The sequence below is a fragment of the Ideonella azotifigens genome (genome assembly GCF_021043325.1).
GTDB classification, from domain to species: domain Bacteria; phylum Pseudomonadota; class Gammaproteobacteria; order Burkholderiales; family Burkholderiaceae_C; genus Ideonella; species Ideonella azotifigens.
In genome coordinates, this window is record NZ_JAJNKD010000020.1 from 15,397 (window position 1) to 40,012 (window position 24,616).

Sequence of the window (24,616 nt, forward strand, 5' to 3'; positions counted from 1 at the left end):
AAGGCTAGGCAGCGCACCGTTCAAATAACATGCTTGAAACTGAACCGTGAGCCCACCGCGTTGCGCCTTTCACCCTCCGACGAAGTGCCCGGCTGGACGCCGGCCGCCGACCTGTTGGTCACCGAGCCGGCCGCCGTCGAGATCCTCTGGCTGCCGGACAAGCGCCTGCACCTGAAGCCCTTCCTGGGCCGCAGCGCGGACCTGGCCGGCGCCGCGGCCGAGCTGGGCATTGCCAAGCCGGCGATGAGCTACTGGATCAAGCGTCTGAGCGAAGCCGGCCTGATCCGCCCCGAGCGCGTGGAGAAGCGGGCGCGCCACCGCGTCACTTTCTACCGATGCGTGGCGGACCGTGTGCGCGTCAGCCTCGAACATGCGCCGATGGAAAGCTACGAGGCCGTCTTTGCGGACTTCTCGCAGCGCTGGCACGGCCAGGCCTTGTCGGCCATGTCGCGCTCGCTGGTGCGCCAGGCGCCCAGCCTGGAGCTGTGCCTGGCGCACACGCCTTCGGCGGGGTTGTTCACCACCATCCTGCCGCGCGAGGGCCACGCCCAGCCGCCGGACGACTTCCTCTATTACTGGTGCCGCCTCTGGCTCACCGAAGCGGAAACCGAAGCGCTGGCCCGCGAACTCAACGCCGTCTACGACCGCTACGGTGCGTTGAGCGACAAGGCCAACAAGCCGGTGTCCTCATTGATGCACCTCATCCACGTGCGCGAGCCGCGTTGAGCGATTCCTGCCGGGTGAAGGCCGTGCGTTTCAGCCCTGGCCCTGCGCCTGCAACTGCTTCAGGCGGTACAGCGCGTCCAGCGCTTCCTTGGGCGACATCGCGTCCGGGTTGATCGCCGCCATTGCCTGCTCCACGGCAGAGGCTTCGCGCACCGGCGAGGCAGCCGGCGCGGCGAACAAGTCCACTTGCGGGTCACCGGCGCGCGAGTTGGTTTCCAGCGCTTCCAGCGTGTGCCGCGCCTGGCGGACCAGCGCGGGCGGCATGCCGGCCAGCCGGGCGACCTGCACGCCGTAGCTGCGGCTGGCCGGGCCGGGCTCGATCGCGTGAAGGAAGACGATGTCGTCCCCGCTTTCGACCGCGCTCACGTGCAGGTTCAGCGCCCGCTCGTGCTTGCGCGGGAACTCGGTCAGCTCGAAGTAATGGGTGGCAAACAGCGTGAAAGACTTGTTGCGGTCGTGCAGCTGCGTGGCGATGGCCGAGGCCAGCGCCAGGCCGTCGAAGGTGGAGGTGCCGCGGCCGATCTCGTCCATCAGCACCAGCGAATGCTCGGTCGCGCCGTGCACGATGGCGGCCGCCTCGGTCATTTCCATCATGAAGGTGGACTGGGCGTTGGCCAGGTCGTCCGCGGCGCCAATGCGGGTGTGGATCGCGTCGATCGGCCCCAGCCGGCAGCGCCGTGCGGGCACGTAGCTGCCCATGGCCGCCAGCAGCACGATCAGCGCCACCTGGCGCATGTAGGTGCTCTTGCCGCCCATGTTCGGGCCGGTGATGATCTGCAGCTTGGTGCGCGCGTCCAGCCGGCAGTCGTTGGCGATGAAGTCCCCCGCGCCGGTCTCGGCCAGCCGCGCCTGCACGACGGGATGCCGGCCGGCCTCGATGTCCAGGCAGGGATGCGAGACGAACTCCGGCCGGCACCAGTCCAGCGTGGTGGCGCGTTCGGCCAGCGCCGCCAGTGCGTCCAGGCTGGCGAGGGCCCGGCCCAGCGCGGCCAGCGGCTGCAGCCAGTGCTGAAGCTGGTCCAGCAGCTGCTCGAACAGCCACTTCTCGCGTGCCAGCGCCCGGTCCTGCGCCGAGAGCGCCTTGTCCTCGAAGGTCTTCAGCTCGGGCGTGATGAAGCGCTCGGCATTCTTCAGCGTCTGCCGGCGCTGGTAGTCCAGCGGCACCCGGTCCAGGCCCGAGCTGGTGACCTCGATGTAGAAGCCATGCACCCGGTTGAACTGCACCCGCAGGTTGGTGATGCCGGTGCGCGCACGCTCGCGCGTCTCCAGCTCCAGCAGGAAGGCGTCGCAGTTCTGGCCAATGGCGCGCAGCTCGTCCAGCTCGGCGTCGAAACCGGTGGCGATCACGCCGCCGTCGCGCAGCAGCACCGCCGGCTCCTCGGCCACGGCGCGGGCCAGCAGCTGGCCCACGGCAGGGTCGGGTGACAGGTCGGCATGCAGCGCGTCCAGCAGCGCTGTGCCACGCGGTGCCAGCTCGCGCAGCGCCGGCAGCTGCGCCAGCGTCTGCCGCAGGCCCGACAGTTCGCGCGGCCGCGCCTGGCGCAGCGCCACGCGGGAGGTGATGCGTTCCACGTCGCTGATGCCGCGTAGCGCGTCGCGCAGCCGGTCAATGCCATCTGCCAGCATCTGCTCGATGGCCGCATGCCGGCCGCTGGCCAGCGCGCGGTCGCGCAGCGGGTGCGTCATCCACTGCCGCAGCGCGCGGCTGCCCATGCCGGTGCGGCAGGTGTCGATCAGCGACAGCAGCGTGGGTGCAGCCTCGCCGCGCAGCGTCTCGGTCAGCTCCAGGTTGCGGTGGGTGGCCGGCGGCAGCTCCAGCAGTTCGCTGCAGCGCTCCACCGTCAGCGTCTGTACATGGGCCAGTGCGCGGCCCTGGGTGTGTTCGGCGTAGCTCAGCAGCGCGGCTGCGGCCGCGTGGGCCGTGCCCAGCGCCTGTGCGTTGAAGCCAGCCAAGCTGCCCACGTTCAACTGCTCGCAGAGCTTACGCAGGCCCAAGGCGCTGTCGAACTGCCAGGAGGGGCGCGCGGTGCGTGCCGCGCGGCAGGCCTGCAGGGCGGGGTGTGCGTCGTTCTCGCGGTCCAGCAGCAGCTCGGCCGGTGCCAGCCGTGCCAGCCAGCCCGGCAGTTCGCGCTCCACGCACTCGGTCACGCCCAGCTGCCCGCTGGCCAGCCCCAGCCAGGCCAGGCCCCAGGTCTGGCGCTGGCGGGTGATGGCCAGCAGCAGCGTGTCGGCCCGGTCGTTCAGCAGTTCGCTGTCGGTCACCGTGCCGGGGGTCACCACGCGCACCACCTTGCGCTCCACCGGTCCCTTGGCCGTGGCCACGTCGCCCACCTGCTCGGCCACCGCCACCGATTCGCCCAGCTTCAGCAGCCGCGCCAGGTAGCCCTCCACCGAATGCACCGGCACGCCGGCCATGATGACCGGCTGGCCTGCGCTCTGGCCGCGTGTCGTCAGCGTGATGTCCAGCAGCCTGTGGGCCTTGCGCGCATCGTCGTAGAACAGCTCGTAGAAGTCCCCCATCCGGTAGAACAGCAGCGTGTCCGGGTGGTCGGCCTTGAGCCTGAAATACTGCGCCATCATCGGCGTGTGGCCTTCCAGCGAAGCTGGCGCAGGCCGCGGGCTGGCTGCGGTCTCGGTCTCGTCAATCATGGGGTGGGCGGGGATCAGGCGCGCGGAAGGCGCAGCGGCCGGGCCGCGAAGAAGCGGCTGGCGATCATCGCACAGAGGTTTTGGCTGCAGCCCCAGCGGTGCCCGTAGAACGACGCAGCGCGGCCCACAAAAGGAAGAGCCGCCTCTCGGGCGGCTCTTCCTCTCACCCCAGCGCCTGGTGGCGCTGAAGGCATGAGCTTAGTTGCGGTCAGCTTGCGGCGCGGGCATGGTCGTCGGCGTGTTGTCGATGGGCGCAGGCGCGCTGTTGTCGACCGGTGGGCTGGTTTCGGGTGCCGGCGCGGCCGGGGCGGGTGCCGGCGCGGTATAGGCAACGGTGGCGGGCGGAGTGACCGTCACCACGGGCTGAGGCGCTTCGACCGTGGTGGTCGTGGTGCCGCTGCTCTGCGAGCCGGTGAAATCGCCAGGCGGCGGGACCATGGGCGTGGCCACCTGGGTGGCGTGCGGTTCCACGGCGGTCGGCGTGTCCGGCTGGACCGGCAGGTTCGGCTCGGATTGGGCGTAGGCCATCGACAGGGCACCAGCGACTGCAGCAGCGGTTACAACGGAGAGAAGCGTCTTGTTCATCTTCATGGGGAACTCCTTGAGAGTCCGCGCAGGGCCTGCGCGGTGGGGAGGAAAAGGGGCAACCGGTCGGAACCGGATGAACCAGAAGGTACGCCCCACCCACCAGCCTCGGTGTCAGGCGTTGCCAACAGGGTTTGTAGGTTTGGCGGACTGTTGACGTCGGTGATGGGCTCGCTGCAGGCGTGTTGCGCCGCCGTCGTTGCCAATTGACAATCCAGCAAGCAATTGATTGCCAAAAGCAATCAATTTTCGTATCCTTCGGCCATGACTTCGCCTGACCGAATCGAAGCCGTGCGCGGCTTCAACCGTTTCTACACCCGTCGCATCGGCGTGCTCAACGAAGGCTTGCTGGACTCGGACTTCAACCTCACCGAGTCCCGCGTGCTGTGGGAGCTGGCGCACCTGCAGGAAGGCGCCGGCATCACCGGCACGGCGCTGGGCCGCCTGCTGGATCTGGATGTGGGCTACTTGAGCCGATTGCTGCGCTCTCTGAAGGAGCGCGGGCTGGTGGAGGCCAACCGCAGCGAGGCGGACGGGCGGCAGTCCTTGCTGCAGCTCACCGCCGCCGGCCGCCTGGCGCTGGCGCCGCTGGAGCAGCGCTCACAGGCTCAGGTGAGTGAGCTGCTGGACCGGCTCAGCGATGCACAACAGGGCGAGTTGCTGCAGGCCTTCCAGCGCGTGCGAGACATGCTGGAGGAGCCAGGCAGCAAGCCGGCGAAAAACAGCTTCGTCCTGCGACCGCATCGACCCGGCGACATGGGCTGGGTGGTCTCGCGGCATGGTGCGCTCTATGCCCGCGAGTACCAATGGGACATTGGCTTCGAGGCCATGGTCGCGCGCATCGCGGCGGATTTCATCGAGCGCTTCGATGCGCGCCGCGAGGCTTGCTGGATCGCCGAGCGCGATGGCGTGAACATCGGCAGCGTGTGCCTGGTGCAGGCGCGGGACGAAGCCAGCGGGCAGCCGATCGAGGGCGTGGCCCAGTTGCGGCTGCTGCTGGTCGAGCCTTCCGCCCGCGGGCTGGGCCTGGGTGAGCGGCTGGTCGCCGAGTGCAGCCAGTTCGCGCGTGACGTCGGCTACCGCTCCATCCGGCTCTGGACTAACAGCAATCTCACCGTTGCCAAGCGCATCTACAGCAAGGCTGGCTATCGGTTCGTCGCCAGCGAGGCGCACCACAGCTTTGGCCATGACCTGGTGGGCGAGACCTGGACCTTGGATTTCTGAGCGCAAGTGTCTTGCCGCTTGCCCGAGGCAGCCCGCATGGGCGTGAACATGCCCGCCTTGGACGCTGGGACATCCGTGAAACCCCGCAACCTGGATGCCCCCATAGGCATAGAATTTTCTCGCGACCCGCTCCCAGGCTGAACCCAGGTGCGTTCCAGGGCTTCGAGCGGTTGCACTTCGTGCTTTTTTGCGAGGAGCTTCACGTGCAAGTCTCACGTCGCCAGTTCATGAGAGTGACTGGCTCCACCCTGGCAGGCTCAAGCCTGGCCTTGCTGGGGTTCTCCCCGGCGACGGCGCTGGCGGAGGTGCGCCAGTACAAGCTCGCCGCGACCACGGTCACGCGCCAGACCTGCACCTACTGCTCGGTCGGTTGCGGCATCCTGATGCATTCGCTGGGCGACGGCGCGAAGAACGCCAAGCGTTCGGTGATCCACGTCGAGGGCGACCCGGACCATCCGGTCAACCGCGGCACGCTGTGCCCCAAGGGCGCCAGCCTGCTGGACATCATCAACAGCCCGAACCGGCTGCTGCACCCGGAAGTGCGCGAGCCTGGCAGCGACGAATGGAAGCGCATCAGCTGGGACGAGGCCAATGAGCGCATCGCCAAGCTGATGAAGGCCGACCGCGACGCCAACTTCGTGCAGAAGACGGACGACGGCCTGACCGTCAACCGCTGGCTCACCACCGGCATGCTGGCGGCTTCGGCCTCCAGCAACGAAGCCGGCTACATCACCCACAAGATTGCCCGCTCCTGGGGCCTGCTCGCATTCGACAACCAAGCCCGTGTCTGACACGGCCCGACGGTGGCAGGTCTTGCCCCGACGTTTGGCCGCGGCGCGATGACGAATCACTGGGTGGACATCAAGAACGCTGATGTCATCCTGGTGATGGGCGGCAATGCCGCAGAAGCGCACCCCTGTGGATTCAAGTGGGTCACCGAAGCGAAGGCGCACAACAAGGCGCACTTCATGGTGGTGGACCCGCGCTTCAACCGCTCCGCGTCGGTGGCGGACTTCTACGCGCCCATCCGTTCGGGCTCCGACATCGCCTTCCTCGGCGGCGTCATCAACTACCTGCTGAGCAACGACAAGATCCACCACGAGTACGTCAAGGCGTACACCGACTTCAGCTTCATCGTGCGCGAGGACTTCAGCTTCGCCGACGGCCTTTATTCCGGCTACAACGAGGAAAAGCGCACTTACGACAAGGCCAGCTGGGACTACGAGCTGGGTGCCGACGGCTTTGTGAAGACCGACGCCACGCTGCAGCACCCGCGCTGCGTCTTCCAGCTGATGAAGGCGCACTACAGCCGCTACACGCCCGAGAAGGTGGAAAGCATCTGCGGCACGCCCAAGGCGAAGTTCCTGCACGTGTGCGAGAAGCTCGCCTCCACGGCAGTGCCGGGCCGCGCGGCGACCATCATGTACGCGCTGGGCTGGACACAGCATTCCATCGGCGCGCAGATCCTGCGCACCGGCGCGATGGTGCAGCTGCTGCTGGGCAACATCGGCGTGGCGGGGGGGGGCATGAACGCGCTGCGTGGCCACTCCAACATCCAGGGCCTGACCGACCTGGGCCTGCTGTCCAACAGCCTGCCGGGCTACATGACGCTGCCGCTGCAGTCCGAGCAGGACTACCAGAAGTACATCGACAGCCGCACGCAGAAGCCGCTGCGCGCCGGCCAGATGAGCTACTGGCAGAACTATCCGAAGTTCCACGTCAGCCTGATGAAGGCCTGGTACGGCCCGGCCGCCACGGCCGAGAACAACTGGGCCTACGACTACCTGCCCAAGCTCGACAAGCAGTACGACATGCTGCAGATCTTCGAGCTGATGAACCAGGGCAAGGTCAACGGCTACATTGCCCAGGGCTTCAACCCGCTGGCCGCGCTGTCGAACAAGGACCGTGTGCGCGACGGCCTGGCCAAGCTGAAGTTCCTGGTCATCATGGACCCGCTGGCCACCGAAACCTCCGAGTTCTGGAAGAACTACGGCGAGCACAACGACGTGGATCCGAAGAAGATCCAGACGACGGTCTTTCGCCTGCCCACCACCTGCTTTGCCGAGGAAGAAGGCTCGGTGGTCAGCAGCTCGCGGGTGCTGCAGTGGCACTGGAAGGCGGCCGAGCCGCCGGGCGAGGCGCGCACCGACCTGCGCATCATGGCCGGCCTGTTCCTGCGCATCAGGGAACTCTACGCCAAGGAAGGCGGCACCTTCCCGGATCCGATGCAGAAGCTCTGGTGGCCGTATGCCAACGCCGAGGAGCCGACACCCGAGGAAGTGGCCAAGGAGTACAACGGCCGGGCGCTGGCCGACCAGGTCGACCCCAAGGACGCCACCAAGGTCACGCGCAAGGCGGGTGAGCAACTGGCTGGCTTTGGTGAACTGAAGGACGACGGCTCGACCATGAGCGGTTGCTGGATCTTCACCGGCTGCTGGACGACCGCCGGCAACCAGATGGCCCGGCGCGACAACAGCGACCCGACCGGCATTGGCAACACGCTGAACTGGGCCTGGGCCTGGCCGGCGAACCGCCGCATCCTCTACAACCGCGCTTCCTGCGACGAGGCCGGCAAGCCCTTCAACCCCAAGCGCAAGTTGGTGAGCTGGAGCGGCAGCGCCTGGACCGGGGCGGACGTGCCGGACATGGGCGCCACGCTGGCACCCGAGACGGGCGCTGGACCGTTCATCATGAACCCAGAAGGTGTGGCCCGCTTCTTCGCGAGGAAGGGCATGGCCGAAGGCCCGTTCCCCGAGCACTACGAACCCTTCGACACGCCGCTGGGCTACAACCCCATGCACCCGAAGCACCCGAAGGTCACCAGCTCGCCGGCGGCCCGGGTCTTCAAGTCGGTGTGGGAGACCTTTGGCAAGGCCGCGGACTTCCCGCACGTGGGCACCACCTACCGCCTCACAGAGCACTTCCACTACTGGACCAAGCACGCGCTGCTGAATGCCATCACCCAGCCCGAGCAGATCGTCGAGATCGGCGAGGCGCTGGCGCAAAGCATCGGCGTGGTGGCTGGTGACCGCATCAAGGTCTCGTCCAAGCGCGGCTACATCAAGGCGGTGGCGGTTGTCACCAAGCGCATCAAGCCGATGCAGATCGAGGGCAAGACGGTGCACCACGTGGGCATTCCGATCCACTGGGGCTTCAAGGGCGTGACCAAGCCCGGCTTCCTGGCCAACACGCTGACGCCTTTCGTGGGTGACGGCAACACCAACACGCCCGAGTTCAAGACCTTCCTCGTGAAGGTCGAGAAGATCGCCGCTTGAGGAGCGCCCATGTCACTGCAATCTCTCGACATCAAAGCTCGCTCGGCCACCACCACCCCTTCGCCCAGTGCGCGCGCCCCCGCCTCTGGCGAGGTTGCCAAGCTGATCGACGTCTCCAAGTGCATCGGCTGCAAGGCCTGCCAGACCGCCTGCATGGAGTGGAACGACCTCCGCCAGGAGCCGGGCACCTCGCTGGGTGTCTACGACAACCCGATCAATCTGACCGAAAACGCGTGGACGGTGATGAAGTTCACCGAGTACGAGAACGAGCAGAGCGGCAACCTGGAGTGGCTGATCCGCAAGGACGGCTGCATGCACTGTGCCGACCCGGGCTGCCTGAAGGCCTGTCCGTCGCCCGGCGCCATCATCCAGTACAGCAACGGCATCGTCGATTTCCACGAGGAAAACTGCATTGGCTGCGGCTACTGCGTGACTGGCTGCCCGTTCGATGTGCCGCGCATCTCCAAGAAGGACAACAAGGCCTACAAGTGCACGCTGTGCTCTGACCGCGTGGCCGTGGGCATGGAGCCCGCCTGCGTGAAGACCTGCCCGACCGGGGCCATCATGTTCGGCACCAAGCAGGCCATGAAAGACCAGGCGGCCGAGCGGGTGGAAGACCTGAAGGAGCGTGGCTTCGAGCATGCTGGTCTCTACGATCCGGCTGGCGTGGGCGGCACCCACGTGATGTACGTGCTGCACCACGCGGACCAGCCTTCGCTCTACGCCGGCCTGCCGAACGAGCCGAAGATCAGTCCGATGGTGTCGCTGTGGAAAGGCCTGGCCAAGCCGCTGGCGCTGGTCGCACTGGGCACCGCGGCGCTGGGCAGCCTCTTCCACTACATCACCAAAGGCCCGAACGAGGTCTCCAAGGAACTGGAAGACGATATGGAACGGGAGGACCAGGAAGCGCTGGCACGCGACCGCCAGTTCGAGCATGACGCCAACCCGGAAGGCCGGCCATGAGACGCAACCCCCGCGACCTGCAGCGCTACACCGCCTCGGAGCGTGCCAACCACTGGATCGTCGGCATCTGCTTCATCCTGCTGGCGCTCTCCGGCCTGGCCTTTTTCCACCCGGCGTTTTTCCCGCTGACCCAGCTTTTCGGGGGCGGCCCATGGGCGCGCATCCTGCATCCGTACATCGGGCTGGTGATGATGCTGTTCTTCCTGATCATGGCGCTGCGCTTCTGGCGGCTCAACGTGATCGAGCAGCGTGATGTCGAATGGCTGAAGAACGTGCAGAAGATGGTCGAGGGCGACGACCACGACATGCCCGAGCAGGGCAAGTACAACGGCGGCCAGAAAGTGCTGTTCTGGGGCCTGGTGGTGGGCATGGTCATCCTGCTGCCCACCGGTGTGCTGATGTGGCGTGCCTGGTTCAATCTGCCAGTCGACCTGGTGCGCGCCGCGTCGCTGCTGCACGCGGTTGCCGCCGTGTGGATGATGGGGCTGATCGTGCTGCACATCTACGCAGCCATCTGGACCCGTGGCACCATCCGGGCCATGCTCTACGGCACGGTCACCCGCGCGTGGGCCAGGCAGCACCACCGCGGCTGGTACCGCAAGATGACCGGCGACAATCGCTGAGCCAGGGCTCGCCCTGCCAGCCGCCGAGCCAGCGCGCCGGCGGCTTTTTCATTTCTGAAGGACCTGCACGTGCAACGCATCCTGCAACCCGGCGAGATCGAGGCGCTGGACCGCATCGACTTTCCCCGCATCCGCCTGCCGCAGCCGGCCACGCTGTTCGCCGAGCGCGCTGCCCGCTGGCGCCAGCTTGCGGCGGACGGCCACCCGATCGCCGACTACCTGCGCTTTGTCGCGCTGCTGGCCGACGCCCAGGCCCTCGCCGCGCGCGAAATTGAAACCGCGCCGGTCGACCCCGCACTGCTCGCCCGGGCCGTCACCCACGCGATGCCCGTACTCCCCGCCGCCGATCATCTGGATCCGGCCTGGCTGACCGCGCTGGACGAAATGCTCAGCGTGCTGGCCAACGCGCCGCCCAGCGCCGGCCTGCCGCCTGCATTGGCCTTGCTTGCACAAGAGCTGCAGGACACCGCGCCTGACATGCTGGAAGCCTTTGCATTGCAGGTGCTGCACGGCATGCAGGAAGGCACACCGCCTGACACCTTGCTCGCCCGCACCGCCCAGCCGCTGCTGGTGGCCGCCTTGCAGGTGGCCTATGCCGACCGTGCGAGCCGGCTCGATGCGCGCGCGCTGCCCATGGTCGAGCCGGCCACCGTTTGCCCGCACTGCGGCCTGCCGCCGGTTGCCAGCGTGCTGCGCATTGGCGGCGAGGCTGGCGGCCACCGCTACCTGCACTGCGGCCTGTGCGCCACCGAGTGGCACCTGGTGCGCGTGAAGTGCAGCAACTGCGAGTCGACCAAAGGCATCCGCTACCAAAGCGTGGAGGGCGCGGGCGAGGTGGTCGTGGCCGAGACCTGCGAGCACTGCTACAGCTACCGCAAGCTGGTCAACCAGGAAAAAGATCCGTACGCCGAGCCGCTGGCCGACGACCTGGCCAGCCTCACGCTGGACCTGCTGATGGGCGAGACCGACTACGCTCGCGCCAGCGCCAACCCCTTGCTGGCGCTGGCGGCGGAAGCGGACGAATGAGCGGCGAGGCGTCGGCAACAGCTCAGGGTGCGATCTCGGCCGCGCGGCTGCCCGCGGTCGATCGCGTGCTGGCCGCGCCCGAGCTGGCTGCGCTGAAGGCCGAGCACGGTCTGACGCTGCTGACCGACACCGTGCGCGCCGCGCTGGACGCACTGCGCAGCCAGGCCCTGGCCGGCACGCTGGCGCCCGAGGCCGCGGCCATGCCCACGCTGGCGCAGGATGTGGCGACCCGCCTCGCTGCCCGCGCCGCGCCGCGCCTGCGCAGCGTCTTCAACCTCACCGGCACCGTGCTGCACACCAACCTCGGCCGCGCGCTGCTGCCCGACGTTGCAGTGCAGGCCGTGATGCGAGCGCTGACCACGCCGGCCAACCTCGAATTCGACCTCGCCACTGGTGGCCGCGGCGACCGCGACGACCTGGTCAACGACCTGCTCTGCGAACTGACTGGCGCCGAAGCCGCCACGGTGGTCAACAACAACGCCGCCGCGGTGCTGCTCACGCTCAGCGCGCTGGCGGCCAAGAAGGAAGTGATCGTCTCGCGCGGCGAGCTGGTCGAGATTGGCGGCGCCTTCCGCATCCCGGACATCATGGCCCGCGCTGGCGCGAAGCTGCGCGAGGTCGGCACGACCAACCGCACCCATGCCAAGGACTACGACGAAGCCGTCGGCCCGCGCACTGCGTTGCTGATGAAGGTGCATTGCAGCAACTATGCAGTCACCGGCTTCACCAAGAGCGTGGGCGAGGCCGAGGTGGCCGCCATTGCGCATGCCAGGTCGCTGCCCTTGGTGGTGGACCTGGGCAGCGGCACGCTGGTTGACCTGTCCCGCCACGGCCTGCCGCGCGAGGCCACGGTGCGCGAGACGGTTGCCGCGGGCGCCGACCTCGTCACCTTCAGCGGCGACAAGCTGCTGGGTGGTCCGCAGGCGGGCCTGATCGTCGGCCGCAAGGACCTGATCGCGAAGATCAAGAAGCACCCGCTCAAGCGTGCACTCCGCGTGGGCAAGCTCACGCTGGCCGCGCTGGAGCCGGTGCTGCGGCTCTACCAGTCGCCCGAGCGCCTGGCCGAGCGCCTGACCACGCTGCGCCTGTTCACCCGCGCGCAACCGCAGATCCGCGAGCGCGCCGAGGCCTTGCTGCCGGCGCTGCAGGCCGCTTTGGGCGCGTCGTTCGTGGCCAGCGTGCAGCCCATGTTCAGCCAGATCGGCAGCGGCGCCTTGCCGGTGGACACGCTGCCCAGCAGCGGCTTTGTGCTGCGGCCTGCGCAAGCCGCCCGTGCCGGTCGGCAACTGGCCCGGCTGGAAGCTGCGTTGCGCAGCCTGCCGCGGCCCGTCATCGGTCGCACGGCGGACCAGTCGCTGTGGCTGGACCTGCGCTGCCTGGAGGCGCACGACGAAGCCGAGTTCATTGCGCAAATGCCGCAGCTCGCAGAGGCGCTGGCCGCATGATCGTCGGCACCGCCGGCCACATCGACCACGGCAAGACCACGCTGGTGCGCGCGCTCACCGGCGTGGACACCGACCGGCTGCCCGAGGAAAAGCAGCGCGGCATTTCCATCGAGCTGGGCTACGCGTACTCGCCCACGGCCAACGGCGAAGTGCTGGGCTTCATCGACGTGCCCGGTCACGAGAAATTCGTGCACACCATGGCCGCTGGCGCGGTGGGCGTGGACCATGCGCTGCTGGTGGTGGCGGCCGACGACGGCGTGATGCCGCAGACCCGCGAACACCTGGCCATCCTCGGCCTGCTGGGCGTGCGCCAGGGCAGCGTGGCGCTGACCAAGGTCGACCGCGTGGATGCTGCGCGCCTGGCCGCAGCCAAGGGCGAAATCCAGGCCTTGCTGGCCGGCACGCTGCTGGCCGACGCGGCAGTGTTCGAGACCGCCGCGAATCAGCCCGGCGACCCTGGCGTGGCCGCGCTGCGCCAGCACCTCGAAGCCGCCGCGGCGGCCTGGCAAGGGCAGGGCAGCGCCGGTCTTTTTCGCATCGCCGTGGACCGCGTCTTCACACTGGCCGGCCAGGGCACGGTGGTCACCGGCACGGTGTTCAGCGGCCAGGTGCGCGTGGGCGACATACTGCAGCATTCGGCCACTGGCCAGGCGGTGCGCGTGCGCAGCCTGCATGCGCAGAACCGCGCGGCCGAAGTGGGCCAGGCGGGACAGCGATGCGCGCTGAACCTGGCCGGCATCGCCAAGGAAGCCATCTCGCGCGGCGACTGGATCGCCGATGCGCGTGTGCTGCAGGCCGCGCAACGGCTGGACCTGCGCGTGCGGCTGCTGCCCGATGCGCCAGCGCTGGGCCAGTGGGCCACCGTGCACGTGCACCTGGGCACCGCGCATCACGTGGCCCACCTGGTGCCGCTGCAGGGCGATGCCTTGCAGCCCGGCGCGGAAGCCTTGGCTCAGCTGGTGGTCGACGCACCAGTGTTTGCGCTGCCCGGCGACCACTTCATCCTGCGCAACGCCCAGGCCAGCCGTACGCTGGGCGGCGGCCAGGTGCTGGACCCGTTTGCACCCGAGCGCCGCCGCCGCAGCGCCGAGCGCCTGGCCTGGCTTGCAGCGCTTGAGCAGTTGGTTGCGTCGGGCGAACCTGCGCCGCTGATCCGCCAGGCGCTGCAGGGCTTGAGTCGCCGCTTGCTGACCCTGTTGATGGGCCGCGAACCGGATCCGCTCGTTGCGGTCGACATTCGCCATTTACCTGCCGGCGAGGGCGATGGTTGGCTGATTGCCGAGCCGCGCTGGCAAGCCTTGCGCGAGCAGGTGCTGCAGGCGCTGGCGCGCCACCATGAACGCGCGCCGGACGAGCCCGGGCCCAACGCCGCACGCCTGCGCCGCATGGCGCTGCCGGGGCTGCTGCAGACTGCGCATGACGTGTTGTGGCACGGCCTGCACCAGGCGCTGTTGGCCGAAAGTGCGATCGAACGCAGCGGCGCCAGCCTGCACCTGCCTGGTCAGGGCGTGAGCATCACGCCCGCAGAGCGCGCGACGGCCGAGCGCCTGCTGCCGCTGCTGCTGGCCGGTGGCTTCGACCCGCCGTGGGTGCGCGACCTGGCCAAGGCGCATGGCCTGGGCGAAGATGCCACGCGGGCGCTGTTGCGCAAACTGGCGCGGGCCGGCGAACTCGGCCAGGTGGTGCGCGACCTGTTCTATCCGCAGGCAACGCTGGCCCGCCTGCAGGCCTTGCTGGCCGCCCTGTCGCAACAGGCCTCGCGCGGCGAAGTCCAGGCGCACGCCTTCCGCGACGCAACCGGCCTGGGCCGCAAGCGCGCGATCCAGATCCTCGAATATTTCGACCGCAGCGGCGTGACGCGCCGCGTGCGTGACGCCCACGTGCTGCGCGCCGAGGCTGAAGCCCCGCTCCTACAATCCCCGGCGCACCCCGGCTGAGCGCCGGGTCGCAACACGGAAGGCACACTCACCCGGTGGTGGGCCCGGGCTTCAAACCCGGTAGGGGGCGTCAGCCGCTCCCTGGTCGGTTCGACTCCGGCTGCTTTCCGCCAGGACCGCTTTCAACGCTGCGCCAGCAGGTCCTTCACGGCCTGCTGCACCTCGGGCGCATCCCAGTTCAACTCGCCCACATGCCAGGCCTGGGCGCGGCCCTGGCGGTCGATCAGCACGCTGGCGGGCAGTGCGGGGATGCCCCAGGCCTTGAGCTGGGCCTGGCTGCGGTCCAGCAGCGGCAGGCCGTCGAAGATGACGCGCTCGTCGAGGAACTCGCGCACGCGCTGCGGCATCTCGCCGCAGTTGACGCCGATGACCTTCAGGCCCTGGGCGCCGTACTTCAGCAGCAGCCGGTTCAGGGCCGGCATCTCGCGCTCGCAGGGCTCGCAGAAGGTGGCCCAGAAGTTCAGCAGCACGACCTGGCCGCTGAACTCGGTGAGCGATACCGCGCGGCCGTCTTCCAGGGCCTTGGCCTGCAGCGCCGGCGTGGCGCGCTGGCCCCAGGGCATCAGCTTGCCAAGCACGATGGCGGCGCGGGCTGAGGCCGCGAGCATCGTCGCTGTGACTGCGGCGAGCCAGGTTCTTCTGCGCACCTTGCAGGCTCCGTTCAGGCCGTGACCTTTTCCGAGCGGATCTGGTACTTGAACGTGGCCGGGTCCAGGCTGTCGAGCCGGCCTTCGGTGGTTTCGCCTTGCGGGTACATCAAGAAGCCGGCGGGCGGCAACTGGCTGCCGGCCAGCGGCACGTCGTGGCCGTGGTTGTAGGCGATCCAGTTCATCTCCCAGGCGCCGAACAACATGGCGCGCGCGGCGCGCACCTTGGGGTCCGTCAGTGCCAGGCCGCCTGCCTGTTCTTCCAGCATGACCTTGCGCACGTCCGCCGGGTCGACCGGGATCCAGCCGTGGCCTTCGGCGTAGAAGTCGGCACGGCAGTGCTGGGCTTTGGTGATGTCGCCGCTCTTGCCCAGGCTCTTGTAGCCGTGCACCGAGTCGTCCACGCGCACGCCGTAGGCGTCCCGCGCCGGAATGCCTGTAGCCCGCGCCAGCGCGACCCACAGGCCGTTCAGGTCGGCACACTTGCCCGAGAGGTTGCCGGACTCCAGCATGAAGGCCACGTTGCCGGTGCCGCAGCCGCGCACGCTGCCTTCGCGCCGGGTGTGCTCGATGACCCAGTCGTAGATGGCCTGGGCCTTGGCAATGGTGTCGGCCGGGTTGCCGGCGTCCTTCTGGATCTGCTCGGCGGTCTGCTTGACCTTGCCGTCCAGCGGCGCGAGCGAGGTGGGCTGCAGGTAGGGGTGCAGCTCGGCTGCGCTCAGCGGCTTCATGTTGGGCCTGGCGCCCAGGTTGACGGCGCGGTCGCGGGTCGCGATGCGCTGGGTCAGCACCACGCGCTGCGGCGCGGCCGGATCGGTGAATGCCACGCGTAGCAGGCGGGTGTCCTGGCCCTTGGTTGCCATGACTTCGGCCAGCTTGGCGCCTGGGGCTTCGAAGCGGGTGGCCAGCGTGCGCTGGTAGCCGGGCAGCTCGTCCATGGCCAGCGGCAGCCAGACGCGGCCGTTGGCCGTGCGCTCGGTCAGCTCGATGGTGGTGGTCACGTCGTGCACCTGCCAGCCCTGGGCCAGCAGATCGGCGACGCTGGGCGCGGCCGCAGCGGTGGCGGGCAGGGCCCAGGCGCCGGGGCTGGCTATCACGGGCAGGGCGGCGGCGACACAGGCGGCGTCACGCAGGAACAGGCGGCGTTGCATGGCGTCTTTCGCAGGAGGGGAAGTGGCGCTCAGAAAGGGGCGTCGTCGCCGGTCGGGGCTGCAGGCGCTTCTTCCACCGGCTTCTTGCGCAGGCGGATCGGCTTGCGCGCGGCGGGTGCTGCGTCGGCGGTGGGGGCGGGGGTCGGTGCGGCGGCGGGTTCGTCGTCGTTGATCACGCGGGTGAACGGCGACAGCAGCTGCACCAGCTGGCCGTAGATCTTCGGCGAGCCGGCGACGATTTCGCGCTGGTTCATGAAGTCGGACTCGCCGGTGAAGTTGCCCACCAGGCCACCGGCCTCGGTGATGATCAGCGAGCCTGCGGCAATGTCCCAGGGGCTCAGGCCGGTTTCGAAGAAGCCGTCCAGGTAGCCGGCGGCCACGTAGCAGAGGTCCAGCGCGGCGGCACCCGGGCGGCGCAGGCCTGCGCACTCGGGCATCACCGTCTCGAACATTTTCATGTAGCGCTGGAAGTTGTCGCCCTTGCGGAAGGGAAAACCGGTGCCGATCAGCGAGTCCGACAGGCGGGTGCGCTTGGAGACGCGCAGGCGCTTGTCGTTCAGGTAAGCGCCTCGGCCACGCGAGGCCATGAAGAGGTCGTTGCGCGTCGGGTCATAGACGACGGCCTGCTCGACCTTGCCGCGGAAGGACAGCGCGATGGACACGCAGTAGACCGGGAAGCCGTGGATGAAGTTGGTGGTGCCGTCCAGCGGGTCGATGATCCAGACGAAATCGCTGTGCTTGGAGCCGTGCTCGCGGCCCGATTCTTCGGCCAGGATGCCGTGGCCGGGATAGGCGGTGAGCAGGGTTTCGATGATCGCCGCTTCGGCGTTCTGGTCGACCTCGGTGACGAAGTCGTTGGGGCTCTTGGTGTTGACCTTGAGGATGTCCAGGTCCAGCGACGCCCGGTTGATGATCGCCCCCGCGGTGCGGGCCGCCTTGACGGCGATGTTCAACATGGGGTGCAGGGACTGGGACATGGTTCAACCTTGGAAGAGGGCTTGGAACAGGCGGCACGGACCGTGGCCACACCTGCCGCAGCGGCGGAGGTGGGACGGGGGCGTGCCGGCGCAGAAGAACTGCAGCGGGGCGATCTGGCGGCGGACAAAGAGCGTCGCTTGGGCGCGGTTGCGAGGGCGGCGGCTGCTTTTTGCAAAGCGGCGCGGCGCGCGACAATGGCCGGTGCGAAACCGCGAATTCTAGCGCCCTGCGCCGTGCCTGCAATGCCTGACCCCTCGAAGCCCTCTGTTGACCAAGCGGGCGAAAGTCGCGATCCGACGCGTTTTGTCCTGATGCACACCAGCCATCCTGGCAACGTGGGCGCGGCCGCGCGGGCCATGAAGGTGATGGGTTTCCACGACCTGGTGCTGGTGGCGCCGCGCTTTGCCGACGTGCTGGTGCGCGAGGAAACCGTTGCGATGGCGAGCGGCGCGACCGACATCCTGGCTGGCGCCCGCATCGTGCCGGACCTGGCCGCCGCGCTGGATGGCGTGACATACGCCTGCGCCACGGCCATGACCCCCCGCGACTTCGGCCCGCCGACCTTCTCGCCGCGCGAGCGCTTCGCCTCGCTGGCCGGCGAAGGCCATCGCGTGGCCTTTGTGTTTGGCGGCGAGCGCTTCGGCATGGCCAATGAGGATGTGTACCGCTGCCATGCCTGCCTGTCGATTCCCACGGACCCCGCCTACGGCTCGCTGAACCTGGCCCAGGCGCTGCAGGTGCTGGCCTACGACTGGCGCCAGGCGCTGGGTGGCTTTGGCGTGGCACCGCGAACCGCGCCTGTGGACTGGGCCGATGGCGTGGCGGTGCAAGGCCTGCTGGCCCACTGGCAGGAAGCGCTGGTGCAGATCGGTTTCCTGGACCCGCAGGTGCCGCGCAAGCTGCTGCCGCGGCTGAACCAACTGGCCAACCGTGCCTTGCTGAGCCAGGAGGAGGTGCACATCCTGCGCGGCGTGGCGCGGGCGGTGCAAAAGGTGGCCGTGAAGGCAGCCCCGAAGAGGGTCGCCGAGGACTGAACGGGCGGCTGGCGAAAATCCCGTGTCCAGCCGGGTTCAATCGCCCCGGCTACACTGAATTTGCAATCACGTTTTCTGTTCTTGCCCGCGGCACCTGCCCGCCGCGTGTCCCGCCTCCCCAGCATTCCCCTGGAGCCGCCATGTTCGCCCGACTCCGCGAAGACATTGCCTGCATTCTTGAGCGCGACCCCGCCGCGCGAAGCGCCTGGGAGGTGCTCACCTGTTACCCCGGCCTGCACGCACTGATCTGGCACCGCGCAGCGCATGGCTGCTGGCGGGCAGGATTCAAGTGGGCCGGCCGCTTCCTGTCTCAGCTGGGTCGCATGGCCACCGGCATCGAGATCCATCCGGGCGCGACCATTGGCCGGCGGGTCTTCATCGACCACGGCATGGGCGTGGTGATCGGCGAGATGGCCGAGATCGGCGACGACTGCACCATCTACCAGGGCGTGACGCTGGGCGGCACCTCGCTGGTCAAGGGCGCGAAGCGCCACCCGACGCTGGAGGCCGGCGTGATCGTCGGTGCCCATGCTTCGGTGCTGGGTGGCTTCACGGTGGGCGCTGGTGCGCGCATCGGCTCCGGCGCGGTGCTGACCAAGCCGGTACCGGCAGGCGCCACGGCGGTCGGCAACCCGGCCCGCATCATCCAGCGCGAGGTGGACGCGGCCCGCGAAACGGCGGCGGCGCGCATGGGCTTCTCGGCCTATGGCGTGACGAACGGCGATGACCCGGTGGCCCAGGCCATGAAGGGCCTGATCGACAACGCCTCGACCCAGGAGCACCAGATCGCGCTGCTGTGGCAGGCGATCGAGAAGCTGTCGCAGCGTTCGCGCGAGTTGCCTGGCGACGACTGCGTGCCGCAGGACGCGCAGACCACCGAGCGCTTTGACGCCGAGCGGCTGAACCGCCTGGTGAAGTGACGCTGTTCAGCGCGCCGAGCTTTCGGCCCTGATCAGCGCGCTGCGCCTTCGGCGCGCGGGTCGCTGATCTCGATCTCGCCGGCCTCGCTCCAGTTGCCAAGCTCGGGCTTGCCTGCCACGTCCTTCAGCGCCGCCACGCGCCAGTGATGCGTGCCAGGCTGGGCCACGATCACGCGCAGGCTGGTCGCGTCGGCGTCGCCCTGGTGCTCCATCTGCGTGAAGCCCGCATCGCGCGCCACTTCCACGCGGTAGTGGTCGACGTCCGCCACCGGTTGCCAGCGCAGCTTGACCACGCCTGGCGGCTGCGGCACGGTGAAGGGCACCAGGCCAGGCGCGGTGGTCAGCACCTTCAGCTCGAAGCGCAGCTTGGCATCAAAGCCTTCAATGCCCAGCGAATCGACTTGGCGGGCGCGCAAGTGCCAGATGCCGCTCTCCAGCCCGTCCAGCGGCAGCGTGCTGCCCGGGGCGAGGTAAAGGTCGCGCACGATGTGGTCGTAGGCCGGATCGGCTGCCAGCTGCACCCGCAGCGCCTGGGTCCCGGCCGGCATCTGCAGCACCAGCAGCGGTTTGGTCACGCGGGTGGGCAGCGCGGTGAAATCCGGTGCCGGCAGCAGCGGCACCACGGCTGGCGGCCTGGCCGGGCGCAGCGCGGCACCGAAGCCGCTGTCCACCGCAGCGCCTTCACCGCGCTGGCCGGCTTCATTGGCTGCGTCGGCCTGCACCTTGCCCTCCAGGACCTCGGTGCGGGCGGCGAGCACCGGGTCGTAGTGCACCCGGTATTCGGTGCCGCGCACGCCAATGACGGCGGTGGGCGTCTCGACTTCCAGCGGCTTGGCGCGCAGCACCTTGCTGGCCAGCATTTCCACCGTGCCCTTCACCAGCCGCATGCTGGTGGCGAACAGGCCTTCGCCCTCGGGCGTGGCCTTGGTGCCGGCCTTGACCATGTAGCGCCGGTGTTCGGCCAACTGGGCCTGGCTGGCGGGCGCCAGCTTCATGCGCGAGCCGTCGCCCAGCTGGACCACGGCCGAACTGCCCTCGGCGGTGCTGAGCACGGCACCTGCCGGCAGGGCGTCACCAGCCTTCACCGGCTGACCGGCCGCGCGCACGTCGCCGTCCGCGCTCACGATGCGGGCGGGCGGATCGGTGCGGCGCAGCAGGCGCAGCGGCACGGCCAGCCGCTGGTTCGGGTAGATGCGGTTCGGGTCCGGCAGCTGGTTCAGCTTCGCAACCTCGGTCCAGGCCTCGCGCGAGACCAGCACGGTGCGCGTCAGGCCAATCAAGGTGTCGCTGGGCACCACGGTGTAGACGGTGCTGGGCTCGTCGGCGGCCTGCGCTGCACCTGCTGCTGCGATCAGGGCGAACAACCAGGTTCGGGGCGCGGCGGGCAGCAGGGCACGTGGCTTCATGCAGGTGGTGGTTCAGGAAGTAGCAGGTGCCGAGCCGGGCTGTGGCCGTTGGGCGGACTTGGGCCGGAATGCCTTGCACAGCGCCGGGTCGCATGCGAGGTACGGCCCGCCGATGAGGTCGATGCAATACGGCACCGCGGCAAAGATGCCAGGCACCGGCGGCTGCGCATCGGGCAGGCCTTGCAAGGTCTCGGCGATGGACTTTGGCTGGCCGGGCAGGTTGAACACCAGCGCCTTGCCGCGGATCACGCCGACCTGGCGCGACAGGATGGCGGTTGGCACGAAGCGCAGGCTGATGGCCCGCATCTGCTCGCCAAAGCCCGGCAAGACCTTGTCAGCCACGGCCAGCGTGGCTTCGGGTGTCACGTCGCGTGGCGCAGGGCCGGTGCCGCCGGTGGTCAGCACCAGGTCGCAGTGGGCCTGGTCCACTAGCTCGCGCAGGCAGGCGCTGATGCCTTCCTGCTCGTCCGGAATCAGCCGGGTTTCCCATGCGATGGGGTTGCGCAGCGCGCGGCTGAGCCAGTCCTGCAGCGCGGATAGGCCCTTGTCCTCGTAGACGCCGGCCGAGGCGCGGTCGCTGATCGACACCAGGCCGATGCGCACCGGCTCGAACTGGGCCTCACTCGTCATCGCCGGCGGCCTCGTCGTCCGCGAGCTCGGCCGCCTGGGCGGCGGCCAGGCCGTTCTTGATCAGCTGGAACAGCTCGCGGTAGGGGCGGCCGTGGCGCTGGTCCGGCGTGGTGTTCAGCAAGTCCTTGCGGGCCGAGCGCAGCAGGTTGCGCAGATGCTGGGCATCGGTTTGCGGGTGGGCGTTCATCCAGCGGGTCACGGCGTCGTCGCCGGCCAGCAGTTCCTCGCGCCAGCGTTCGGCATGGTGCAGCGCCAGCGTCTCCTTGGCGCTGCCCAGCTTGGAGGCGGCGATCGCTTCGCGGATCGGCTCGGGGTCGACTTGGCGCATCAGCTTGCCGACGTACTGCAGCTGGCGGCGGCGGCCTTCGAACGAGCGCGTCTTGCGGTAGGTGTCCAGCGCGTCAGTCAGGGACTCGGGCAACTCCAGCGCCTCCAGGCGTGCGCCCGACAGTTCGCTGAGTTGCAGGCCCAGCTGTTGCAGCACATGGCTCTGCCGCTTCATCTCCGATTTGCTGGGCCGATCATCTTCCTCCTCGGCCTGCGCTTCGTTCGGCAGTTCGGAGTCGAGGTCGGGATCGGGGTTCGGAGCCAGGGAAGGGGGCGAGGGAGGCGCGCGACGCATGAAGGAGAGGGCCTGGGAAAAGGCCGTTGTCGAGGCGGGGCGCCTCGGGGCTGCAGATCGCTATGATTGTCCCGCAATTCAGCCCACGCGCCCCTCTTGCCGCCAGCCGCGACTGCAAGGGGCGCCGTGGCATTTCCTCATAACAAGCACGAGCCGCCTCCGATGACCTCCTCTTCGTCGCCCACCACGTCCCAGGGCTTTGCCTATTCCCGCGAGCAGTTCCAGCAGATCGTCGACGATGTGCTGGGCATGGCCAAGGCGCTGGGCGCCAGCGACGCAGGCGCCGAGGTGTCCGAAGGCAGCGGCCTGAGCGTCTCGGTGCGCATGGGCGAGGTCGAGAACGTCGAGCGCAACCGCGACAAATCGGTCGGCGTGTCGGTCTACCTGGGCCAGCGCCGCGGCAATGCCAGCACCTCCGACTTCTCGCACACCGCGCTGCAGCAGACGGTGCAGGCCGCCTACGACATTGCCCGCTTCACCGCCGAAGATCCTGCGGCCGGCCTGCCGGATGCCGAAGACCTGGCGACGGCCGAAGAGGTGGCCCGCGAACTGGACCTGTTCCACCCCTGGGCGCTGGACGCTGACACTGCCGCCGCTCTGGCGCGCCGCACGGAGGACGCGGCCCTGAAGCTGGACAAGCGCATCACCAACTCCGAAGGCGGTGCGGTCTCGGCCCAGCAGTCGCACTTCTGGGCCGGCAACAGCCGCGGCTTCCGTGGTGGGTATGCCAGCTCGCGGCATTCGCTGTCGGTCTCGCCGATTGCCGGCAAGGGCGCCCACATGCAGCGCGACTACTGGTACAGCTCGATGCGCAACGCGCTGGACCTGGCCGCGCCGGAGGCGGTGGGCCGCTACGCCGCGGAGCGTGCGCTGTCGCGCCTGAAGTCGCGCAAGATCGCCACCTGCGAGGTGCCGGTGCTGTTCGAGTCCACCGTGGCCGCCGGGCTGCTGGGCGCTTTTGTGCAGGGCACCAGCGGCGGCGCGCTGTACCGCAAGGCCAGCTTCCTGCAGGACAGCCTGGGCAAGGCCGTCTGGGCCGACCACATCGACGTGCTGGAAGACCCGTTCGAGCGCGGTGCCAAGGGCAGTGCGCCGTTTGACGATGAGGGCGTGCGCACCAGGGCGCGCCAGGTGGTGCAGGGCGGCGTGGTGCAGGGCTATTTCCTGTCCAGCTATTCGGCTCGCAAGCTGGACATGAAGACTACCGGCCATGCCGGTGGCTCGCAGAACCTGCGTCTCACCAGCCGGCTGACCCAGCCCGGCGACCACCTCGAAGAGATGCTGCGCAAGCTGCACCGCGGCCTGTTCGTCACAGAGCTGATGGGCCAGGGCGTGAACTACGTGACCGGCGACTACTCGCGCGGCGCGGCCGGGTATTGGGTCGAGAACGGCCAGATCGCCTTCCCGGTGCACGAGATCACCATTGCCGGCCAGCTGCAGCACATGCTGCGCAGCATCGTCGCGGTCGGCACCGACACCTACAACCTCGGCGCGAAAACGGTAGGTTCTGTCCTGCTCGACAAGATGAAGATCGCCGGCAGCTGAGAGATGGTGCACCCGGCTTCGCGAGTGCGCAAAGCTGGGGTGTTGCCGTCCGTCACACAGGGGCTTCCACCGGGGAAGCCTGCAGGGGACGACTCCTAGAATTCCTGGCACTCAAGCAGCAATTCTCAGGAGACAACTCGATGATCGAACGACGTTCGTTTGTGCGTGGCGCGGGGCTGGCTGGCGTGCTGGCGGCCGGCAGCGCGCCGGCCATCGTGCACGCGCAGGCCACCCTGCGCTGGCGCGTGGCTTCCAGCTTCCCGAAGTCGCTGGACACGATTTTTGGCGCCGGCGAAGTCTTCGCCAAGAAGGTCGGCGAGATGACTGGCGGCAAGTTCCAGATCACCGTGCACGCTGCGGGTGAACTGATGCCGCCGCTGGGTGTCGTGGACGGCGTGCAGAACGGCACCGTCGAGGCCTGCCACACGGTGCCTTATTACTTCTTCGGCAAGGACCCGACCTTTGCCATCGGCGCGGCCATTCCGTTTGGCCTTAACAGCCGGCAGATGAGCGCGTGGATGTTCGAGGGCAACGGCCTGAAGCTGATGCGCGAGTTCTACGACGGCTACAACATCGTCAACTTCCCCTGCGGCAACACCGGTGCGCAGATGGGCGGCTGGTTCCGCAAGGAGATCAAGTCGCTGGACGACATGAAGGGCCTGAAGTTCCGCATTGGCGGCTTCGCCGGCAAGATCGTCGAACGCCTGGGCGCGGTGCCGCAGAACCTGCCGGGCAGCGAGATCTACCAGGCACTGGAAAAAGGCACGATCGACGCGGCCGAATGGGTCGGCCCCTACGACGACCAGAAGCTGGGCTTCTACAAGGTTGCGCCTTACTACCTCTACCCCGGCTGGTGGGAGGGCGGCCCGCAGGTCGACCTGTTCATCAACAAGAAGGCCTACGAGAGCCTGTCGGCCGAGTACAAGGCCATCGTCGAAGCGGCCAGCGCCTACGCGCATGTGGACATGCAGGCCAAGTACGACGCTCGCAACCCGCCGGCACTCAAGCAGCTGGTGGCGTCGAACACCAAGCTGATCGCCTTCCCCAAGGCCATCATGGACGCTGCGTTCAAGACCTCAATGGAGGTCTATGCCGAGTTGAACAGCAGCAACCCGGCCTGGAAGAAGATCTACAGCGACTACGACGCCTTCCGTCGCGACCAGAACCTGTGGTTCCGCTTCACCGAAGCCCGTTTCGACAGCTTCATGCAGGCGCAGAAGCTCTGAGCAA

The 24,616-nt window shown here is 68.4% G+C and carries 20 protein-coding genes and 1 tRNA gene; 13 read left to right on the top strand and 8 right to left on the bottom strand.

The genetic code is table 11. The annotated features are described in order from the left end of the window. Positions 1 to 33 precede the first annotated feature (33 nt). Positions 34 to 726 (top strand): helix-turn-helix domain-containing protein, encoded by a 693-nt coding sequence (locus LRH25_RS27870; RefSeq protein WP_141287560.1) that lies wholly within the window; start codon positions 34 to 36, stop codon positions 724 to 726. Between the two features lie 30 nt (positions 727 to 756). On the opposite strand, the gene mutS is transcribed toward LRH25_RS27870, so the two are convergent. Continuing rightward, positions 757 to 3,375: a DNA mismatch repair protein MutS gene (mutS, locus tag LRH25_RS27875; RefSeq protein WP_231012943.1), complete on the bottom strand. Its 2,619-nt coding sequence runs from the start codon at positions 3,373 to 3,375 to the stop codon at positions 757 to 759. Between the two features lie 198 nt (positions 3,376 to 3,573). Further along, positions 3,574 to 3,966: a hypothetical protein gene (locus tag LRH25_RS27880; protein WP_141288089.1), complete on the bottom strand. Its 393-nt coding sequence runs from the start codon at positions 3,964 to 3,966 to the stop codon at positions 3,574 to 3,576. A 258-nt stretch (positions 3,967 to 4,224) separates the two neighbouring features. Between LRH25_RS27880 and LRH25_RS27885 the strand changes: the two genes are divergently transcribed. From LRH25_RS27885 to LRH25_RS27920, 8 genes are all read left to right on the top strand, one after another. Further along, positions 4,225 to 5,184 carry a bifunctional helix-turn-helix transcriptional regulator/GNAT family N-acetyltransferase gene (locus LRH25_RS27885; protein ID WP_141288090.1) on the top strand — a complete coding sequence of 320 codons (960 nt, stop codon included), beginning with the start codon at positions 4,225 to 4,227 and terminating at the stop codon, positions 5,182 to 5,184. 227 nt (positions 5,185 to 5,411) lie between these two features. Continuing rightward, positions 5,412 to 8,459, top strand: a complete 3,048-nt coding sequence (fdnG, locus tag LRH25_RS27890; RefSeq protein ID WP_141288094.1) for a formate dehydrogenase-N subunit alpha — start codon at positions 5,412 to 5,414, stop codon at positions 8,457 to 8,459. Between the two features lie 9 nt (positions 8,460 to 8,468). Next, on the top strand, positions 8,469 to 9,422 hold the full coding sequence (gene fdxH, locus LRH25_RS27895; RefSeq protein ID WP_141288091.1) for a formate dehydrogenase subunit beta: 954 nt from the start codon (positions 8,469 to 8,471) through the stop codon (positions 9,420 to 9,422). Then, positions 9,419 to 10,045 (top strand): formate dehydrogenase subunit gamma, encoded by a 627-nt coding sequence (locus LRH25_RS27900; RefSeq protein ID WP_141288092.1) that lies wholly within the window; start codon positions 9,419 to 9,421, stop codon positions 10,043 to 10,045. The genes fdxH and LRH25_RS27900 overlap by 4 nt, the downstream gene beginning before the upstream one ends. A 69-nt stretch (positions 10,046 to 10,114) precedes the next feature. After that, positions 10,115 to 11,071 carry a formate dehydrogenase accessory protein FdhE gene (fdhE, locus tag LRH25_RS27905; RefSeq protein WP_141288093.1) on the top strand — a complete coding sequence of 319 codons (957 nt, stop codon included), beginning with the start codon at positions 10,115 to 10,117 and terminating at the stop codon, positions 11,069 to 11,071. Further along, positions 11,068 to 12,516 carry an L-seryl-tRNA(Sec) selenium transferase gene (selA, locus tag LRH25_RS27910; protein ID WP_231012944.1) on the top strand — a complete coding sequence of 483 codons (1,449 nt, stop codon included), beginning with the start codon at positions 11,068 to 11,070 and terminating at the stop codon, positions 12,514 to 12,516. The genes fdhE and selA overlap by 4 nt, the downstream gene beginning before the upstream one ends. After that, positions 12,513 to 14,453 (top strand): selenocysteine-specific translation elongation factor, encoded by a 1,941-nt coding sequence (gene selB, locus LRH25_RS27915; protein ID WP_231012945.1) that lies wholly within the window; start codon positions 12,513 to 12,515, stop codon positions 14,451 to 14,453. Before selA ends, selB begins: the two co-directional genes overlap by 4 nt. 17 nt (positions 14,454 to 14,470) lie before the next feature. Beyond that, positions 14,471 to 14,566: transfer RNA gene (locus tag LRH25_RS27920), tRNA-Sec, on the top strand. 9 nt (positions 14,567 to 14,575) lie between these two features. Here the strand turns inward: LRH25_RS27920 and LRH25_RS27925 are convergent. The 3 genes from LRH25_RS27925 to LRH25_RS27935 are packed head-to-tail and all read right to left on the bottom strand — an operon-like array spanning position 14,576 to position 17,228. After that, positions 14,576 to 15,061, bottom strand: a complete 486-nt coding sequence (locus LRH25_RS27925; RefSeq protein ID WP_141291566.1) for a TlpA family protein disulfide reductase — start codon at positions 15,059 to 15,061, stop codon at positions 14,576 to 14,578. Between the two features lie 53 nt (positions 15,062 to 15,114). After that, the gene (locus LRH25_RS27930; RefSeq protein ID WP_231012946.1) at positions 15,115 to 16,251 is read right to left on the bottom strand and encodes a transglutaminase-like domain-containing protein; all 1,137 of its coding nucleotides are present in this window, start codon (positions 16,249 to 16,251) and stop codon (positions 15,115 to 15,117) included. Positions 16,252 to 16,280: 29 nt separating this feature from the next. Further along, on the bottom strand, positions 16,281 to 17,228 hold the full coding sequence (locus tag LRH25_RS27935) for an inositol monophosphatase family protein (RefSeq protein ID WP_141290250.1): 948 nt from the start codon (positions 17,226 to 17,228) through the stop codon (positions 16,281 to 16,283). A 312-nt stretch (positions 17,229 to 17,540) separates the two neighbouring features. On the opposite strand from LRH25_RS27935, the gene LRH25_RS27940 reads away from it, so the two are divergent. Both LRH25_RS27940 and cysE read left to right on the top strand, forming a co-directional pair. Beyond that, on the top strand, positions 17,541 to 18,263 hold the full coding sequence (locus LRH25_RS27940) for a TrmH family RNA methyltransferase (RefSeq protein ID WP_141290251.1): 723 nt from the start codon (positions 17,541 to 17,543) through the stop codon (positions 18,261 to 18,263). Between the two features lie 140 nt (positions 18,264 to 18,403). After that, entirely contained in the window at positions 18,404 to 19,183 is a 780-nt protein-coding gene (cysE, locus tag LRH25_RS27945; protein ID WP_141290252.1) for a serine O-acetyltransferase, read from the top strand. 32 nt (positions 19,184 to 19,215) lie between these two features. On the opposite strand, the gene LRH25_RS27950 is transcribed toward cysE, so the two are convergent. Genes LRH25_RS27950 through yjgA form a run of 3 tightly spaced genes read right to left on the bottom strand, consistent with a single transcriptional unit; the run spans position 19,216 to position 21,841 of the window. Beyond that, positions 19,216 to 20,589, bottom strand: a complete 1,374-nt coding sequence (locus LRH25_RS27950; RefSeq protein WP_231012947.1) for a FecR family protein — start codon at positions 20,587 to 20,589, stop codon at positions 19,216 to 19,218. Positions 20,590 to 20,601: 12 nt separating this feature from the next. Beyond that, complete coding sequence (mog, locus tag LRH25_RS27955; protein ID WP_141287762.1) at positions 20,602 to 21,219, bottom strand: molybdopterin adenylyltransferase; 618 nt, start codon at positions 21,217 to 21,219, stop codon at positions 20,602 to 20,604. After that, entirely contained in the window at positions 21,209 to 21,841 is a 633-nt protein-coding gene (yjgA, locus tag LRH25_RS27960; RefSeq protein ID WP_141287761.1) for a ribosome biogenesis factor YjgA, read from the bottom strand. Before yjgA ends, mog begins: the two co-directional genes overlap by 11 nt. Before the next feature lie 162 nt (positions 21,842 to 22,003). Between yjgA and pmbA the strand changes: the two genes are divergently transcribed. Both pmbA and LRH25_RS27970 read left to right on the top strand, forming a co-directional pair. Next, entirely contained in the window at positions 22,004 to 23,386 is a 1,383-nt protein-coding gene (gene pmbA, locus LRH25_RS27965) for a metalloprotease PmbA (RefSeq protein WP_141287760.1), read from the top strand. Positions 23,387 to 23,529: 143 nt separating this feature from the next. Continuing rightward, complete coding sequence (locus tag LRH25_RS27970; RefSeq protein WP_141287764.1) at positions 23,530 to 24,612, top strand: TRAP transporter substrate-binding protein; 1,083 nt, start codon at positions 23,530 to 23,532, stop codon at positions 24,610 to 24,612. Positions 24,613 to 24,616: the final 4 nt, after the last annotated feature.

Excerpts from the sequence above, each read along its gene's own strand:
- mutS (WP_231012943.1), bottom strand. The coding sequence starts at position 3,375 with ATGATTGACGAGACCGAGACCGCAGCCAGCCCGCGGCCTGCGCCAGCT.
- LRH25_RS27880 (WP_141288089.1), bottom strand. The coding sequence starts at position 3,966 with ATGAAGATGAACAAGACGCTTCTCTCCGTTGTAACCGCTGCTGCAGTC.
- LRH25_RS27885 (WP_141288090.1), top strand. The coding sequence starts at position 4,225 with ATGACTTCGCCTGACCGAATCGAAGCCGTGCGCGGCTTCAACCGTTTC.
- fdxH (WP_141288091.1), top strand. The coding sequence starts at position 8,469 with ATGTCACTGCAATCTCTCGACATCAAAGCTCGCTCGGCCACCACCACC.
- LRH25_RS27900 (WP_141288092.1), top strand. The coding sequence starts at position 9,419 with ATGAGACGCAACCCCCGCGACCTGCAGCGCTACACCGCCTCGGAGCGT.
- selA (WP_231012944.1), top strand. The coding sequence starts at position 11,068 with ATGAGCGGCGAGGCGTCGGCAACAGCTCAGGGTGCGATCTCGGCCGCG.
- selB (WP_231012945.1), top strand. The coding sequence starts at position 12,513 with ATGATCGTCGGCACCGCCGGCCACATCGACCACGGCAAGACCACGCTG.
- LRH25_RS27925 (WP_141291566.1), bottom strand. The coding sequence starts at position 15,061 with ATGCTCGCGGCCTCAGCCCGCGCCGCCATCGTGCTTGGCAAGCTGATG.
- LRH25_RS27930 (WP_231012946.1), bottom strand. The coding sequence starts at position 16,251 with ATGCAACGCCGCCTGTTCCTGCGTGACGCCGCCTGTGTCGCCGCCGCC.
- LRH25_RS27935 (WP_141290250.1), bottom strand. The coding sequence starts at position 17,228 with ATGTCCCAGTCCCTGCACCCCATGTTGAACATCGCCGTCAAGGCGGCC.
- LRH25_RS27940 (WP_141290251.1), top strand. The coding sequence starts at position 17,541 with ATGCACACCAGCCATCCTGGCAACGTGGGCGCGGCCGCGCGGGCCATG.
- cysE (WP_141290252.1), top strand. The coding sequence starts at position 18,404 with ATGTTCGCCCGACTCCGCGAAGACATTGCCTGCATTCTTGAGCGCGAC.
- LRH25_RS27950 (WP_231012947.1), bottom strand. The coding sequence starts at position 20,589 with ATGAAGCCACGTGCCCTGCTGCCCGCCGCGCCCCGAACCTGGTTGTTC.
- mog (WP_141287762.1), bottom strand. The coding sequence starts at position 21,219 with ATGACGAGTGAGGCCCAGTTCGAGCCGGTGCGCATCGGCCTGGTGTCG.
- yjgA (WP_141287761.1), bottom strand. The coding sequence starts at position 21,841 with ATGCGTCGCGCGCCTCCCTCGCCCCCTTCCCTGGCTCCGAACCCCGAT.
- pmbA (WP_141287760.1), top strand. The coding sequence starts at position 22,004 with ATGACCTCCTCTTCGTCGCCCACCACGTCCCAGGGCTTTGCCTATTCC.